This window comes from Streptomyces sp. NPDC079020 (assembly GCF_044542225.1).
Taxonomy (GTDB): domain Bacteria; phylum Actinomycetota; class Actinomycetes; order Streptomycetales; family Streptomycetaceae; genus Streptomyces.
The window spans coordinates 459,222-474,495 of record NZ_JBITUB010000003.1 but is presented as its reverse complement, the minus strand read 5'-3'; the positions used below and the strand labels follow the sequence as shown (position 1 = coordinate 474,495).

Here is a 15,274-nt window from a genome sequence, read left to right as displayed (position 1 = left end):
GATGGCGCGGTGCTGGTCAAGTGGATTCGCTGCACCGTCGTCGACCGTCATGGCTTCGAGCGGGGACAGCGAAAGTGGGCGGGGCTGCTCGGTGAGCCGGGGTTCAGGGGACAGAGCGGCGGGTGGAGCCGAGTGCACCCCGAAGTCGCCCATGTGTTCGCGTTCTGGGAGAACCGTGTCTTCTACGACTCCTTCATGGCCCGCGGCCACGACCCGATAGCCTCCGCACAGTCGGGAACGCACCGGGACACGCAGGTCAAGCTCTTTGAGCACCGGTTCGATGTGAAGACCGGTTTCGAACCCCACTTCGCGGACGCGGACGTCGTCAGGGTGGCGCACAGCCGGGTGCACGAGGACCGGGTCGAGCACTTCGCGCTCATGCAGGAGCAGGTGTGGAACCCGGCGATGGCGGGGTCGCCGGGGATGCTGCGCGGGGTGTTCGGGGAAGCGCCGGGACATGAGTTCCTGGTGCTGTCGATGTGGAACTCCAGCGCCGAGCGCGGCAAGTACCGGGCGGAGGGCGCCGAACGGCTGTCGGCGCGTGCGCAGACCGAGACGGATGTCGCGGAGCTGGCCGGAGACGTGGTGATGCTCGAACCGTCCTGGACGGTGTGACCGGCCCGCGCTCCGACGAGCGCGCCAACGGCCTTGTCGCTCGGGCCGGTTGACAGCTCAGGAGCCTTCCGTGGCGCGGTCCGGGGTGTGCTCCGGCTGCGTCGGCGCCGTGAAGACCCCGGCCAGCGCCGCGGCCAGCGCGGTGTCCGCCGCCTGGACCGCGATGTCCGCGTCGACGGGTTCGCGCGTGATGAACAGGCGCAGGAACAGGGGCGCCGAAGCCGCCCGCACCAGTGCGCCGGCGTCGGTGCCATGGGGGATCTCGCCGCGTCCGGCCGCCCGCGACACCAGGGCCTCGCAGCGCGAGAACCGCTCGCCGTAGAAGGTGCGCAGCGCTTGTGCGGCCCGCGGTGACTGGAACGCGGCGGCGATGAACGCGGTCGGCGCGGCGGCCTCGGCGGGGTCGCTGAACGAATCGGCCGTCTCGCGGAGCAGTGCGCGCAGGTCTCCTCGCAGGCTGCCCGTGTCGGGGGGCGTCCAGCTGTCCTCACCCGCGAGTTCGAGAGCGTCGACGATCAGCCCCTCGACGCTGCCCCAGCGTCGGTAGAGGGTCGTCTTGTGCACCCCCGAGTGCTCGGCGACGTACTCGATGGAGAGCCCCGGGAAGCCTTGTTCCGCCAGTCCCGTGAGGACGGCGTCGCGGACGGAGGCCCGGGTGCGTGCGGTGCGTCCGCCGGGGCGCCGGGTACCGGGTGCCGGATGCCCGCCGGCCGGTGGGGCGGTCTCTTCCTCACTCAATTGCTACTCCCGTTGCGTTAGTGGGCTTCAGTGTGCCACAGTCTCGCTAACGCGACATCGATTGCATTTACTTGACCTGGAGGCGCCCGTGTCCACTCAGATCTCGCTGCGTGATGTCACGGTGTCGCGCGGTGACCGGGTGTTGCTGGAAGGTGTCTCGCTCTCCGTCCGCCCCGGTGAGCGCGTCGGCATCGTGGGGGAGAACGGCGCAGGGAAGAGCACGCTGCTGCGTCTGCTCGCCGGTCTTGAACAGCCCGATACGGGGGAGGTGGTCACGATGTCCGGGCGCGGTGCCGGAATGCTGGACCAGGTCCCGCGGCTGCCGCCCGCCCGCACGGTCGGGGACGCGGTCGACGTGGCTCTTGCGGAACTGCGCTCGATGGAGCGGCGGCTGCGCGAGGCCGAGGCCGGTCTCGGAGCGGCGAGCGGCGAAGCCCTCGCGGCGTACGGGGACCTTCTCACCGCCTATGAACTGCGCGGTGGGTACGAGGCGGATGCCCGCGTCGACAAAGCGATTCATGGAGTCGGGCTGGGCCACATCGGCCGTGAACGGACCCTGGGCAGTCTCTCCGGCGGCGAGCAGGCGCGGCTCGGCATCGCCTTGGTGATCGCCGCGGCCCCGGAAGTGCTGCTGCTGGACGAGCCCACCAACCACCTGGACGAGGCGGCCCTGGAGTGGCTGGAGACGGAGCTGCTCGCCCACCCCGGCACTGTCGTCGCGGTCTCGCACGACCGGGTCTTCCTGGAACGGGTCGCCACCGCGGTCCTGGAGGTCGACGCCGACCGCAGATCGGTCGTGCGGTACGGCGGCGGTTACGCCGGCTTCCGCGAGGAGCGGGAGGCCGCCCGCCGACGGTGGGAGCAGGCGTACGCGCGCTGGTGCGACGAGAGCGACCGGCTCGCGGAGTACACGCGGACCACCGCACACGGTGTCGCGGCCGGCCGGGCGATCAAGGACGGCAACAAGATGGCCTACGACCGTGCGGCCGGGCGCGTTCAGTCATCGGTGTCCGGGCGGATCCGCCAGGCTCAGGAAAGGCTGCGACGGCTCCAGGCCGAGCCCGTGGCCAGACCGCCCGAGCCGCTGCGCTTCGCCGCCCGCCCCGCGGCCGGGGAGGCGGCGGGGGAGCTGCTGTCCCTGCGGGGCGTCCGTGTCGGCGACCGGCTCGCCGTCGACGAGTTCACCCTGTCGGCGGGGGAGAAGCTGCTGATCCACGGCGGGAACGGGGCGGGCAAGTCGACTCTGCTGCGGGTCATGGCCGGTGTCCTGGTTCCGGACGAGGGCTCCGTCGTCCGCCGGGGCGGTATCGGGTATCTCGCGCAGGAGATTCCGGTGCGGCGTCCCGCGGATCAGGTGATCGAGGTGTTCGGCAGAGGGCTGCCGGCAACCCAGGACGAACAGGCCGAACTGCTCCTGTCGTACGGCCTGTTCCGACGCCGCGACCTCCATGTGCGGGTCGGCTCCCTCTCCGCCGGCCAGCGTCGGCGACTGGCTCTCGCCAGGCTGCTCGCCCGCCCCGCCGACCTGCTGCTCCTGGACGAACCGGCCAACCACCTCGCCCTCGGGCTGGTGCAGGACCTGGAGACCGCGCTGGACCACTGGCCCGGGGCACTGGTGGTGGTCTCCCACGACCGGCTGCTGCGCCGCCGTTTCGTTGGTCACATACGCCGGATGGAGTCCGGACAACTGCTCGATCGAGCCGGACTCGATCTAGGGTCGGTCCATGGCACGACCGCAGCGCATTGTCCTCGTCCGGCACGGCGAGTCCGAGGGCAATGCCGATGACACGGTGTACGAGCGGGAGCCCGACCACGCGCTGAGGCTCACCGCCACGGGGCTGCGGCAGGCCAGGGAGACGGGGGTTCGGCTGCGTGACCTGTTCGAAGGCGAGCGGGTGAGTGTCTATGTGTCTCCCTACCGGCGCACGCACGAGACCTTCAGGTCACTCGGCCTGGACCTCGGCCGGGTGCGGGTCCGGGAGGAGCCGCGGCTGCGCGAACAGGACTGGGGCAACTGGCAGGACCGGGACGACGTGCGGCTGCAGAAGGCCTACCGGGACGCCTACGGGCACTTCTTCTACCGGTTCGCGCAGGGCGAGTCCGGGGCCGATGTGTACGACCGGGTCGGGGCCTTCCTGGAGAGTCTGCACCGGAGTTTCGAGGACCCGGACCACCCGGAGAACGTCCTGCTGGTCACCCACGGGCTGACCATGAGGCTGTTCTGCATGCGCTGGTTCCACTGGTCGGTGGCGGAGTTCGAGTCACTGTCCAACCCGGGGAACGGTGAGACACGGACCCTCCAGCTCGGCGCGGACGGCCGGTACACCCTCGACCGGCCATTCATACGCTGGCGCACCCCTGAGCCGTACGGCATCACCGGATAGAGTGGCAGGGCGATGACCGCTGATTCTGCTTCCGACCGGCGCTTCGAACGCGCCCTGGCCAGCCTGCGTGGGCTGTCCGTGGGAGACGCCCTGGGCTCCCAGTTCTTCGTCCCCGCCAACTATCCGCTGCTGAAACAACGAGGCCTGCCGCCGGGCCCGTGGCAGTGGACCGACGACACCGAAATGGCCTGCTCGGTGCTGGCCGTCCTCGTGGAGCACGGCCGTATCGACCAGGACGCCCTCGCGCGCTCCTTCGCCGTGCACCACGATTTCGACCGGGGCTACGGTCCCGCCGTGAACCGGATGCTCAGGCTGGTGCGGGAAGGCGGCGACTGGCGTGAGCTGGCGTCCGCGCTGTTCCAGGGCCAGGGGTCCTGGGGCAACGGATCGGCGATGCGGATCGCTCCCCTCGGGGCCTGGTACGCGGGCGATCCGGAACAGGCCACTCACCAGGCCGAGATCTCCTCGTACACCACGCACCAGCACCGCGAGGCCGTGGTGGGAGCGATGGCCGTGGCCGCGGCCGCCTCACTGGCCGCCGCCCCGGGCGGCCCGCCGACGCCGGAAGGCCTGCTGGACGGGGTGATCGCCCTCGTTCCCCGCAGCGCTGTCGGCCAGGGCCTGCGCCGGGCGCGCGACATGCTCGACTACCGCGACCCCGGGACGGTCGCCGCCGTCCTGGGCAACGGACGCCGCACCAGTGCGCACGACACCGTGCCGTTCGCGCTCTGGTCGGCGGCGCGGAGTCTCGGTGACTTCGAGCAGGCGTTCTGGGAGACGGCCCAGGCCGGCGGTGACGTCGATACGACGTGCGCCATCGCGGGCGGAGTCGTCGCCTCGGGCAGTACGGGAACACCCCCGGCAGCCTGGCTCGCGCAGACGGAGGAGTTCCCGCGCTGGCTCGGCACGGCACACGGCTCCCGGTCCGGCAGGTAGCCGGACACCCCGCCGACCCGCGATCCGCCTCACCGCGCCGACTGTCACGGTCCTGCCACAGCATCACGCGGGAAGCCGGAGGACACCGGTCCGCAGCTACTCTTTCGGCCACGCCGCCCCTTGTCGATCTTGACGGGCGTGCGCCGAATGAGACGCCGGGGCAGCCGCGCAGCCCAGTCGCCGCGCGAGTGGACCCCGGTGGGGAGGGGTCCCATGTCAGATCAACCGTCCGAGGCGTCCCGTCAGCCGTCCAAGGCGTCCGCCCCGCCCGAGGAACCCGCCCGTGCGCGGGCGCAGCACGGACAGGGAACCGGCCGGCACCAGGGCAACCCGTGGTCGCACGGAACCCCGGCGCCCTCATCGCTGACCCGGCTCCGTCCGGCCCCGCCGGCCGTCGTCCGGACCGCCACACTCTGGGCGGTTCTGGCCACGGCGCTGCTCAGCGCGGCGCTGCTGGGCGACGGCCTCGGGGTGAACCTCCTGATCGTGGCGGTGCCCGCGGCACTGGCCGCGTTCTTCGCCGCGCGGGCGGCGGGGCGCCGGCCCCGTCCATGGACGCTGACCTGGGCGGCCGGCGGACTCGCCCTCCTCACCGTCCCGGCCCTCCGGGACGCGGGCTGGCCGGCCTTCTTCGCGGTCGTGTCGGCCTTCGCGCTGGGCTCGCTCGCCCTTCACGGCAGCCGGAGCTGGCCGGGTGTGCTGGCCGGTTCGCTGGGGATGGCCGACTCGATCGTTCCCGGGGCCCTGTGGGGCTGGCGCGGACTGCGCGACCGTACCGCCGGGTCGAGCGGCCGCCTGGGCACAGCGGTACGCACCACGGCGGTGGCCGCCGTGCTGCTGATCGTGTTCGGGGCTCTCTTCGCCGGCGCCGACGCCGCCTTCGCCGACCTCCTGAGCAACCTCGCCCCCGATGTGTCCGCCGCCGACGGACCGTGGCGGTTCTTCCTGTTCCTGGCCGGTCTCGTGGGCGCCCTGGCCGCCGCGTACACCGCGGCTGCCCCGATGCGCTGGGACGGGATCACCGTGCGCCCCGGCAAGCCCCGCGGCAGCGCGGAGTGGGCACTTCCGCTCATCGTGCTCAATCTGCTGTTCGCGGCCTTCATCACCCTCCAGCTGGCCGTTCTGTTCGGTGGCTACGGCAAGGTGCTGGAGGAGACCGGGCTGACCCGCGCCGAGTACGCCCGACAGGGCTTCTGGCAGCTCCTCTGGGCCACGCTGCTCACCCTCCTGGTGATCGCCCTGGCGCTGCGCTGGGCCCCGCGCGGCGGCAACCGCGACCGCACCCTCGTACGGGCCGTGCTCGGCACGCTGTGCGTGCTCACGCTCGTCGTCGTGGCCTCGGCGCTGCGCCGCATGGACCTGTACGTCGACGAGTTCGGCCTCACCAGGCTCCGGATATCCGTCGCCGCCGTGGAACTCTGGCTCGGCGTGGTGCTCGTCCTGATTCTGGCGGCGGGCGTGTTCGGTGCCAGAATCCTGCCGCGGGCCGTGGCCGTCAGCGCCGCGGCCGGGGTGCTCGCCTTCGGGCTGCTCTCACCGGACGGGGTGATCGCGGAGCAGAACGTCCAGCGCTTCCGCCAGGACAAGCCGATCGACATCGCCTACCTCAAGGGTCTCTCGGCCGACGCCGTACCGGCCCTCAGCACGCTGCCGGAACCGCTGCGTTCCTGCGCGCTCCAGGACATTCAGCGGACCCTGGACTCCACGGACTCCCCCTGGTACGCCACCAGCTGGGGCGAAGCGCGGGCCAAGGACATCCTCAGGAACCGGAGAGCGACGGTCGAGGGCCGGGGCTGTTACGCACCGGGCAGCGGCAGCGAGCGGGAGGGCAACACCGAGAGTGAGCCCTACGACCCCTACGACCCGTACTGATCCACTGGACAGGGCTGAGGCGGGCGGACGGGGCCGGTCCCGATCGGGCCGGATCCGGGCTGTCCCGTGCCGCCTCCGGGGCCCGCCCGCTCGCCTTCCGGGGCCCTCGGCCGTGGCCGGTTCGCGCTGCTCAGGGGGACGCCGCGAGCGGATCCGCGGTATGCCGGGCGCCCCGGGGTGTTGCTGCCGTTGCTGTCGGCGTACGCTTGCTGGCGCCATGCCGTACGAACCACCCACGCACACCGTCGAGCGCTCGATCCGCGCTACCACCGGTGCCAGGACCGTCGCCGGTGTCGACGAGGTCGGACGCGGAGCGTGGGCCGGCCCCGTCACCGTTTGCGCGGCGGTCACCGGCCTGCGGAAGCCGCCCGAAGGACTCACCGACTCCAAGCTGATCACTCCCAGGCGCCGCGCCGAACTGGCCCCGCTGCTCAAGAAGTGGGTCACGGCCTACGGACTCGGTCACGCGTCGCCGCAGGAGATCGACGAACTCGGCATGACCGCCGCCCTCAGGCTCGCCGCGGTACGGGCTCTCGAAGGCCTGCCGGTACGTCCCGACGCCGTCATCCTCGACGGCAAGCACGACTACCTGGGGCAGCCCTGGAAGGTCCGTACCGTGATCAAGGGCGACCAGTCCTGTATCGCGGTCGCGGCGGCCTCGGTCATCGCCAAGGTCCACCGCGACCGGATGATGGCCGAACTGGGCGCGGAATCAGAGGAGTACACAGACTTCGCCTTCGGCGCCAACGCGGGGTATCCCTCTCCCGTGCACAGGGCCGCACTGGAGGAGCGGGGGCCGACGCCCCAGCATCGCCTCTCCTGGGCGTACCTGGACGCGTTGCCCAGGTGGCAGCACCTGAAGAAGGTCCGTTTTTCCGCCGAGGCGGCTGAACTGGAAAGCGGGGGCCAGCTCGGCTTCGACTTCTGATCGCGCACACGCGCCCACCTCCGATGCCGACCGTGTCGGCGTCCTACCGACCACATTCATGCCTCTCATCCCCGAGGAGCCTCAGATTCACGAGAGCGCCCAGGGTCCCCGCGTCACTCCGGCCGCCGGCCGCACCGCGCCGACCCCCCGTCCCGTACCAGGTCCGCGTTCCGCGGCCACGCCGCGTCCCGGACGCCCGGTCCCGGGTCCCGCGCGGCCCGCGCCTCCGGCGCAGCGCACGCAACCCGCACCCACTCCCGCCGCCCGGCCCGTGCCGGCCAAGCCGGAGAATCGCTCCGCGCCGCAGCTCCAGGTGATCCCGGCTCCGGCCGGGGGCGCACTCGACGCGGCCGAGGGGGCCGTCGACCTGCTGCTCGAATCCGGACGGGCACCGGGCGACATCCTGGTGCTCACCACCGGTGATCAGCACCCGTGGGCCGCACACGAGCTCTCCTTCGGAGAAGCCGCCTACTGGGCCCAGCACGACGCCGGTGACGACGTCTTCTTCGGGGACGCGTCGGCGATCACCCGTGCCAAGGACCGCCCCGTGGTCGTGGTCGCGGTGAACGGGGACGCCGATGGCGCCGCCGCCCGCACGCTTCCCGCGGCGCGGGAGCGCGCGGAGGCGCTGCTGATCGTCTGCGGTGACCCGGGGACGATCAACTCCGTGCTCGGCGCGGGCGTCTGAGACGTCCGTCCCCGGTTCGCCCGGTGTCCCGGCCGCCCACGCGGCAGCCGGGACACCGGGCAGACCGCTTTTAGCGGGCGGCGGTGCGCCGCAGGGCCTCCGCCGCTCCGCCGCCGGTGCGCGACGGTGCCGGGTGCTGACCGCCGGCGGTGCCGGTGAGCGCCGACGGCCGTGACAGCGAACTGGGCCGACGGCCGCCCCGCCCTTCCCCCAGCACCTGCCAGCCTCCGCGGGTCAGCGTGATGTACGCGCCGCACCGCAGGCCGTGCAGTGTGCAGGCGTCGCGAAGGCCCCACATCCACGCACCGTCCTCCTCGGTCCACCGCTCGTCGCCCTCGCGGCAGTAGAGGAGCACCGCGGTGCGCACCGGCGTGCGGCGGCGCAGATCGTGCGGTATGACGCGGCGCAGATGGGCCAGCAGTGCGTTGCGGAAGTCCCAGCCGTCCGCGGGCACCGCGGTCCGGCGGACGAACGAGGCGCTGGCCGTGAGCCGCTCCTCGTGGTCGAGAACCGCGACGACGGCGGTGGACGGCGTCGGGTGGTGCCGGGCGTGCAGGCCGCTGACGACCTCGCGCGGGCTGCGCAGGAGGGGGATGCCCGCCGAGGCCCACTCGGCCGGTTCGAGCATCCTGGCAAGGTGATTGGCGGAGTAGGCGGAAACCGAGGACGCCGCTGTCGCGGAGTCCGCGGACGGAGCGAATCCGAAGGTCACGGTCCTCCCTTCGCTACGCGCCCACGTTGCGGGCAGGGTGGGTGGGGGCGCGCCGCGGCACAGCCCTTCCGGGCCGCGAAGAGACCGTGCGGGGAGCGACTCCAATTCTTCCTGGCGTATCCGCAGGCGGCAACGAGCAATTGCTGCGGCTGACGGGAATCAGCCGGAATGACACTGATATCCCTGCCCGGATACCACCGGATGAGACCACCTTGCCCGCCCGGACAGCGAGGACCAGCGGAAACACCCGTTCCGGCCTGCCGCGCGGGCGGCCGCCCGGCGGCGGCGATTGTCCATTGTCGGTGCCATCGGGTTGCATGGGGGGATGGACAACCTGGAACTCCGCGCCGAAGCCGATGCCATCCTCGCCGAGCTCGTCGGCGACCCCGGGGGGACGGCGCGGCTGCGGGAGGACCAGTGGCAGGCCGTGGCGGCTCTGGTGGAGGAGCGCAGGCGGGCGCTGGTGGTGCAGCGCACCGGCTGGGGCAAGTCGGCGGTCTACTTCGTCGCCACCGCGCTGCTGCGCCGTCGCGGCTCCGGCCCCACGGTGATCATCTCGCCGCTGCTGGCGCTGATGCGCAACCAGGTCGAGTCCGCGGCACGGGCCGGTATCCAGGCGCGGACCATCAACTCCGCCAACCCGGAGGAGTGGGAAACGATCTACGGGGAGGTCGAGCGCGGCGAGACCGATGTCCTCCTCGTCAGTCCGGAGCGCCTCAACTCCGTGGATTTCCGTGATCAGGTGCTGCCCAAGCTCGCGGCCACGACCGGTCTGCTGGTGGTGGACGAGGCGCACTGCATCTCCGACTGGGGCCACGACTTCCGCCCCGACTACCGCAGGCTGCGGGCGATGCTCGCCGAGCTCGCCCCCGGTGTGCCGGTCCTGGCCACCACCGCGACCGCCAACGCACGCGTCACCGCGGATGTCGCCGAGCAGCTGGGCACCGGTGCCGGCGAGGCCCTGGTGCTGCGCGGCCCGCTGGAGCGGGAGAGCCTGCGGCTCGGTGTGGTCCGGCTGCCCGACGCGGCACACCGCCTCGGCTGGCTCGCCGAGCACCTGGACGAGCTGCCGGGCTCCGGGATCATCTACACCCTCACCGTCGCCGCGGCGGAGGAGGCCACCGCCTTCCTGCGCCAGCGGGGCTTCCGCGTGGCCTCGTACACCGGGAAGACGGAGAATGCCGACCGGCTGCAGGCCGAGCTCGACCTCCAGGAGAACCGGGTCAAGGCGCTGGTGGCGACGTCGGCGCTGGGCATGGGCTACGACAAGCCGGACCTGGGCTTCGTGGTCCATCTCGGCTCGCCGTCCTCGCCGATCGCCTACTACCAGCAGGTGGGGCGCGCGGGCCGCGGTGTCGCGCACGCCGATGTGCTGCTGCTTCCGGGCAAGGAGGACGAGGCCATCTGGCGTTACTTCGCCGACACAGCCTTCCCGCCCGAGGCACAGGTTCGCCAGACCCTCGCGGCCCTCGCCGACGCGGGGCGGCCGCTGTCCGTTCCGGCCCTGGAAGCGGCGGTGGATCTCCGGCGCAGCCGGCTGGAGACCATGCTGAAGGTGCTGGATGTCGACGGCGCGGTCAAGCGGGTGAAGGGCGGCTGGACGGCCACGGGAGCCGAGTGGGTGTACGAGGCCGAGCGCTACGCGTGGGTGGCGCGGCAGCGGGCGGCCGAGCAGCAGGCGATGCGCGACTACGTGAGCACGTCCCTGTGCCGCATGGAGTTCCTGCGCCGGCAGCTGGACGACGAGGGGGCGAGCCCGTGCGGCCGGTGCGACAACTGCGCGGGCGCCTGGGCCGATTCCTCCGTCTCGGCGGAGACGCTGACGGGGGCGACGAGGGAACTGGACCGTCCGGGAGTGGAGGTGGAGCCCCGGCGGATGTGGCCGACGGGGATGCCCGCCCTCGGTATCGAGCTCAAGGGGCGCATCCCGGCCAAGGAGCAGTGCTCCACCGGGCGTGCCCTGGGCCGGCTCTCGGACATCGGCTGGGGCAACCGGCTGCGTCCGCTGCTCGCCGAGAACGCGGCCGACGGGCCGGTCCCCGACGACGTCCTGCAGGCCGCGGTGGCGGTGCTCGCCGACTGGGCGCGTTCCCCGGGCGGCTGGGCGCCCGGGGTGCAGGACGCCACCGCCCGGCCGGTGGGAGTCGTCGCCGTACCGTCCCTGACCCGCCCGAAGCTGGTGGGTTCCCTCGCCCAGGGAATCGCGGACATCGGCCGTCTCCCGTTCCTGGGGACCCTGACGTACACCGGGGCGGGCGGCGCGCACGCGGCGCGGCGCAGCAACTCCGCCCAGCGGCTGAGGGCGTTGTCCGGTGCCTTCGCCGTTCCGGAGGAGCTGGCCGGTGCGCTCGCAGGGTCTCCCGGTCCGGTCCTGCTCGTGGACGACTTCACGGAGTCCGGCTGGACCCTTGCCGTCGCCGCCCGGCTGCTGCGCCGGGCGGGCGGTGAGCAGGTCCTTCCGCTGGTCCTTGCCGCGACCGGGTGAACCGGACGCCGCCCGCGTGAACTCCGCCCCGGTGGACTCTGCCCGCCGGGGCGGCTCGGGCCGGCGTCAGGAGCGGCTCGGGCGTCGGGGGTGACTCAGGCGTCAGGAGCGGCTCAGGCGTCGGGGCGGCTGGTCAGATAGCCGCCCATGGAGGTGAAGTACTCCGCCGCGGGCAACTCCCGCCCGTCCTCGGTCCGTACGCAGGTGATGGCCAGTCCGTGGTTGCGGCCGGTGCGGGCCTCGGGTCCGGCCACGATCACCACGCCGTCGCCCTCGCGGTAGAAGATACGGCCGGGCGTACCGCCGTAGCGGCCCCGGGACACCACCGCGGCGAGGAGTTCGAGCCGCTTGCCCTTGTGGAAGGTGAAGGCACTGGGGTACGGCTCGGACTGCGCGCGGACCAGACGCTCCAGGACGTCCGCCGGCCAGGTCCAGTCGACACGGATGTCCTCGGCGGAGCGCTTGTGGAAGAAGCTCGCCCCGGAACGGTCCTGCTCGGTGAACTCCGTCTGCCCGGCGGCGATCAGGTCGAGGGCGCCGATGGTGACCGGGGCGATGAGGTCGACGGTCTTGTGGAACAGGTCGGTCGCGGTGTCCGCGGGGCCGACCGGGACCGCCTCCTGCCGGACGATGTCACCGGCGTCGAGTTCGTTGTTCATCATGTGCGCGGTGACGCCCACTTCGGACTCGCCGTTGATCAGGGCCCAGATCAGCGGCGAGAAGCCGGCGTACTTCGGCAGCAGCGAGTCGTGGACGTTCAGCGTGCCGTGGCGAGGGAGCCCGAAGATGCGCGGGGGTATCCACGTCCGCCAGTTGTTGGCCACGATGATGTCCGGTCCGGCCTCCTTGAGACGCTCGAACACCTCGTCGTCGGGGCGGTTGCAGATCACCACCGGGACGCCGTGCTCCTCGGCGAGATCGGCGACGGAGTCGCTCCAGATCTTCTCGTACGCGTGCTCGCTGCGGGGGTGTGTCACGACCAGGACCACGTCGTGATCGGAGTCCAGCAGGGCTTGCAGGGTCCGGTGCCCCCAGGTCTGGTATCCGAACATGGCGACCCGCATGGGGTTCCTCCTCAGAGCAGGGGTTGACCGACGGAAAGTAAAGCAAGGCTTACCTCAGTTTGCAACGCGCTCACTTGGAGCCCCAGTTGGCGGGACTCGTTGTCCGTTCTTCCGTCTTGCCCTATCGACAGTCACGTGAGATTAGCTTAGGCTCACCTAAGTTTTGACGGGTCGTTCTGTCGGCGTGCCCATCTTTCGTATGTCGTACTTTCCCCACGCCTGCGCCTGACAGGCGGCTTCTCCTTACGATTGGGAGTGACATGTCACCGGTTCTTCCTGGCGACGCGGCACCGGTCCACGACCTCATAGGCATCGGCTTCGGGCCGTCCAATGTGGCCATGGCCATCGCGCTGAGCGAGCACAACGCACGCGTCGGCAGGCAGGAGACGGTCACCGCCCACTTCTTCGAGCAACAGCCGCGCTTCGGCTGGCACCGCGGCATGCTGATCGACGACGCGACCATGCAGGTGTCCTTTCTCAAGGACCTCGTGACGCTCAGGAACCCGGCCAGTGAATTCAGCTTTCTCTGCTATCTGCAGAGCAAGGGCCGCCTGATCGACTTCATCAATCACAAGAACTTCTTCCCGCTCCGGGTGGAGTTCCACGACTACTTCGAGTGGGCCGCCGCCAAGGTCGACGACATGGTCTCCTACGGCCACGAGGCCGTCGGCGTCACGCCCGTCGTCCGCGACGGAGTCGTGGAGCACCTGGATGTGACGGTCCGCTCGGCGGAGGGGCTCGTGGTCCACCGCGCCCGCAACCTCGTCATCGGCACCGGGCTGCGTCCCCGCATGCCGGAAGGCGTGGAGCGCGGCGACCGCGTCTGGCACAACTCCGAACTGCTGTCGAAGGCCGGGGGGCTGGAGGGCGCCTCGCCCTCCCGGTTCGTCGTCGTGGGCGCCGGCCAGAGCGCCGCCGAGAACGTCGCCTATCTGCACCGCTGTTTCCCGCAGGCCGAGATCTGCGCGGTCTTCTCCCGCTACGGCTACAGCCCCGCGGACGACAGCGCCTTCGCCAACCGGATCTTCGACCCCGGGGCGGTCGACGAGTACTTCGCCGCGCCCGACGACGTCAAGAGCCGGCTGATGGACTATCACGGGAACACCAACTACTCCGTGGTGGACATCGACTTGATCGACGACCTGTACCGGAAGACGTACCAGGAGAAGGTTCTCGGCGCCGAGCGGCTGCGCTTCCTCAATGTGTCCCGGCTCGTGGACGTCAAGGAGACACCGGACAGGGTCCACGCCACGGTGAGGTCGCTCGTCACGGGTGAGGAGAGCGATGTGGACGCCGATGTGGTGGTGTGCGCCACCGGCTACAGCCCCGTCGACCCCCTCCGCCTCCTCGGCGAGGTCGCGGACCGCTGCCTCCGCGACGACGAGGGCCGCGTCCGCGTCGAGCGCGACTACCGCATCACGACGGACCACGACCTGCGCTGCGGGATCTATCTGCAGGGCGGTACGGAGCACACGCACGGCATCACGTCGTCCCTGCTGTCCAACACCGCGATCCGGGTCGGCGAGATCCTGGACTCACTGGTCGGCCGGGGCGCCAAGTCCGCCTCCGACGAGGCCCGTCCGGTCGTCGACGGAACCGCCCGCTGAGGACGGTCCCGCGGGCCGGGTCCGGCGGCCCCGCGCACCGGGCGCGGGGCGTCCGCACGGCCGTGCGGCCCCGGTGGAGCAAAGGGATAACGTACGTCGACATGTGCACGACCGCAGTTGAGCGCCCCGTGCCCCGGGGCATAGCAGAGGCCCGCCGCCGGCGGGCCATGGGTGTGGGCGCGCTCCTGGTGATCCTCGTGATCGCCGGGGTGGTGTCGCTGGCCGTGGGCGCACGCGCGCTGAGCCCCGCCGAGGTGTGGCACGGGCTGTTCGCAGCGCCGGACCCGGACCGGAAGCTGACCGAGATCAGGCTCATCGTGCAGACCGTGCGGGTGCCCCGGACGGTGCTCGCGGTCGTGGCGGGCATCGCGCTGGGGGTCGGCGGGGCGCTGATCCAGGGGTACACGCGCAACCCGATCGCCGACACGGGCCTGCTGGGGGTGAACTCCGGTGCCTCGTTCGCCGTGGTGGGCGTCATTGCCCTGTTCGGGCTGAGCGACCCGTTCCAGTACGTCTGGTTCGCCTTCCTGGGGGCGGCGGTCGCCGGGGTCGTCGTGTTCGGCCTCGCGAGCATCGGCCGCGGCGCCGGCAATCCGCTGACACTCGCCCTGGCGGGGCAGGGGGTCACGGTGTTCCTCGCGGCGATGACCACGGCCATCGCCCTGTCGGACCAGAAGTCGCTGAACGCGCTGAGGTTCTGGAACTCGGGGTCCGTGGCCGGTGTCGGGTTCGATGTCATCTGGCCGGTGGCCGCGTTCGTCGCGGTCGGGCTGGTGCTCGCCCTGTCCGCGCTGCCCACCCTCAACCTGCTCAATCTGGGCGACGACGTGGCACGCGGCCTGGGCGTGAACATCGCGCTGAGCCGGACCATCGGTATCTGCGCCATCACACTGCTGGCCGGCGCGGCGACGGCGGCGTGCGGACCCATCGCGTTCCTCGGGCTCATGGTGGCCCATGTCGCCCGGTACCTGACCGGACCGGACTACCGCTGGCTGGTGCCGTACGCGGGTCTGCTCGGGGCCGTCGTGCTGCTGGTCTGCGACATCGTGGGGCGCTTGGTGGTGCGACCGGGCGAGCTGGACGCGGGTGTCGTCGTCGCCCTCCTCGGCGCACCGTTCTTCGCGCTCCTGGTGTGGCGGGGAAAGTTCAGGAGCGCGTGAGCGGGCCGGGGCGTGCGAACGGGCGGGGACGCGTGAAGGCGAGGGGCGCATGAGGGCGACGGAGCGCGTGGACGGGTCGGAGTCC

At 71.6% G+C, this 15,274-nt stretch carries 13 protein-coding genes; 10 read left to right on the top strand and 3 right to left on the bottom strand.

Annotated features, from left to right (window positions below; all coding sequences use genetic code 11):
- Positions 1 to 9: 9 nt before the first annotated feature.
- Positions 10 to 615, top strand: a complete 606-nt coding sequence (locus ACIGJO_RS09230) for a YdbC family protein (RefSeq protein ID WP_399954340.1) — start codon at positions 10 to 12, stop codon at positions 613 to 615.
- Between the two features lie 57 nt (positions 616 to 672).
- Here ACIGJO_RS09230 and ACIGJO_RS09225 read toward each other — a convergent pair whose 3' ends face one another.
- On the bottom strand, positions 673 to 1,353 hold the full coding sequence (locus ACIGJO_RS09225; RefSeq protein ID WP_399954337.1) for a TetR/AcrR family transcriptional regulator C-terminal ligand-binding domain-containing protein: 681 nt from the start codon (positions 1,351 to 1,353) through the stop codon (positions 673 to 675).
- A gap of 88 nt (positions 1,354 to 1,441) precedes the next feature.
- On the opposite strand from ACIGJO_RS09225, the gene ACIGJO_RS09220 reads away from it, so the two are divergent.
- The 6 genes from ACIGJO_RS09220 (at position 1,442) to ACIGJO_RS09195 (ending at position 8,161) form a co-directional block, all read left to right on the top strand.
- Positions 1,442 to 3,139 (top strand): ABC-F family ATP-binding cassette domain-containing protein, encoded by a 1,698-nt coding sequence (locus ACIGJO_RS09220; RefSeq protein WP_399954334.1) that lies wholly within the window; start codon positions 1,442 to 1,444, stop codon positions 3,137 to 3,139.
- Positions 3,078 to 3,737: a histidine phosphatase family protein gene (locus ACIGJO_RS09215; RefSeq protein ID WP_399954331.1), complete on the top strand. Its 660-nt coding sequence runs from the start codon at positions 3,078 to 3,080 to the stop codon at positions 3,735 to 3,737. The genes ACIGJO_RS09220 and ACIGJO_RS09215 overlap by 62 nt, the downstream gene beginning before the upstream one ends.
- 12 nt (positions 3,738 to 3,749) lie before the next feature.
- The gene (locus ACIGJO_RS09210; protein WP_399954328.1) at positions 3,750 to 4,673 is read left to right on the top strand and encodes an ADP-ribosylglycohydrolase family protein; all 924 of its coding nucleotides are present in this window, start codon (positions 3,750 to 3,752) and stop codon (positions 4,671 to 4,673) included.
- Positions 4,674 to 4,886: 213 nt separating this feature from the next.
- Positions 4,887 to 6,545 (top strand): DUF4153 domain-containing protein, encoded by a 1,659-nt coding sequence (locus ACIGJO_RS09205; protein ID WP_399954325.1) that lies wholly within the window; start codon positions 4,887 to 4,889, stop codon positions 6,543 to 6,545.
- A gap of 217 nt (positions 6,546 to 6,762) precedes the next feature.
- Positions 6,763 to 7,473: a ribonuclease HII gene (locus ACIGJO_RS09200; protein WP_399954322.1), complete on the top strand. Its 711-nt coding sequence runs from the start codon at positions 6,763 to 6,765 to the stop codon at positions 7,471 to 7,473.
- A gap of 58 nt (positions 7,474 to 7,531) precedes the next feature.
- Positions 7,532 to 8,161, top strand: a complete 630-nt coding sequence (locus tag ACIGJO_RS09195) for a hypothetical protein (RefSeq protein WP_399954319.1) — start codon at positions 7,532 to 7,534, stop codon at positions 8,159 to 8,161.
- Between the two features lie 70 nt (positions 8,162 to 8,231).
- Here ACIGJO_RS09195 and ACIGJO_RS09190 read toward each other — a convergent pair whose 3' ends face one another.
- Entirely contained in the window at positions 8,232 to 8,873 is a 642-nt protein-coding gene (locus ACIGJO_RS09190; RefSeq protein ID WP_399954316.1) for a hypothetical protein, read from the bottom strand.
- A gap of 325 nt (positions 8,874 to 9,198) precedes the next feature.
- On the opposite strand from ACIGJO_RS09190, the gene ACIGJO_RS09185 reads away from it, so the two are divergent.
- Positions 9,199 to 11,358 (top strand): RecQ family ATP-dependent DNA helicase, encoded by a 2,160-nt coding sequence (locus ACIGJO_RS09185; protein WP_399954313.1) that lies wholly within the window; start codon positions 9,199 to 9,201, stop codon positions 11,356 to 11,358.
- 113 nt (positions 11,359 to 11,471) lie between these two features.
- Here ACIGJO_RS09185 and ACIGJO_RS09180 read toward each other — a convergent pair whose 3' ends face one another.
- Positions 11,472 to 12,422 carry a methionyl-tRNA formyltransferase gene (locus ACIGJO_RS09180; RefSeq protein WP_399954310.1) on the bottom strand — a complete coding sequence of 317 codons (951 nt, stop codon included), beginning with the start codon at positions 12,420 to 12,422 and terminating at the stop codon, positions 11,472 to 11,474.
- Positions 12,423 to 12,682: 260 nt separating this feature from the next.
- Between ACIGJO_RS09180 and ACIGJO_RS09175 the strand changes: the two genes are divergently transcribed.
- Together ACIGJO_RS09175 and ACIGJO_RS09170 are read left to right on the top strand one after the other, a co-directional pair.
- A complete protein-coding gene (locus tag ACIGJO_RS09175) occupies positions 12,683 to 14,029 on the top strand; it encodes a lysine N(6)-hydroxylase/L-ornithine N(5)-oxygenase family protein (protein WP_399954307.1) in 1,347 nt (448 codons plus the stop codon).
- 101 nt (positions 14,030 to 14,130) lie between these two features.
- Positions 14,131 to 15,189 carry a FecCD family ABC transporter permease gene (locus ACIGJO_RS09170; protein ID WP_399954305.1) on the top strand — a complete coding sequence of 353 codons (1,059 nt, stop codon included), beginning with the start codon at positions 14,131 to 14,133 and terminating at the stop codon, positions 15,187 to 15,189.
- The last annotated feature ends 85 nt before the right edge of the window (positions 15,190 to 15,274 follow it).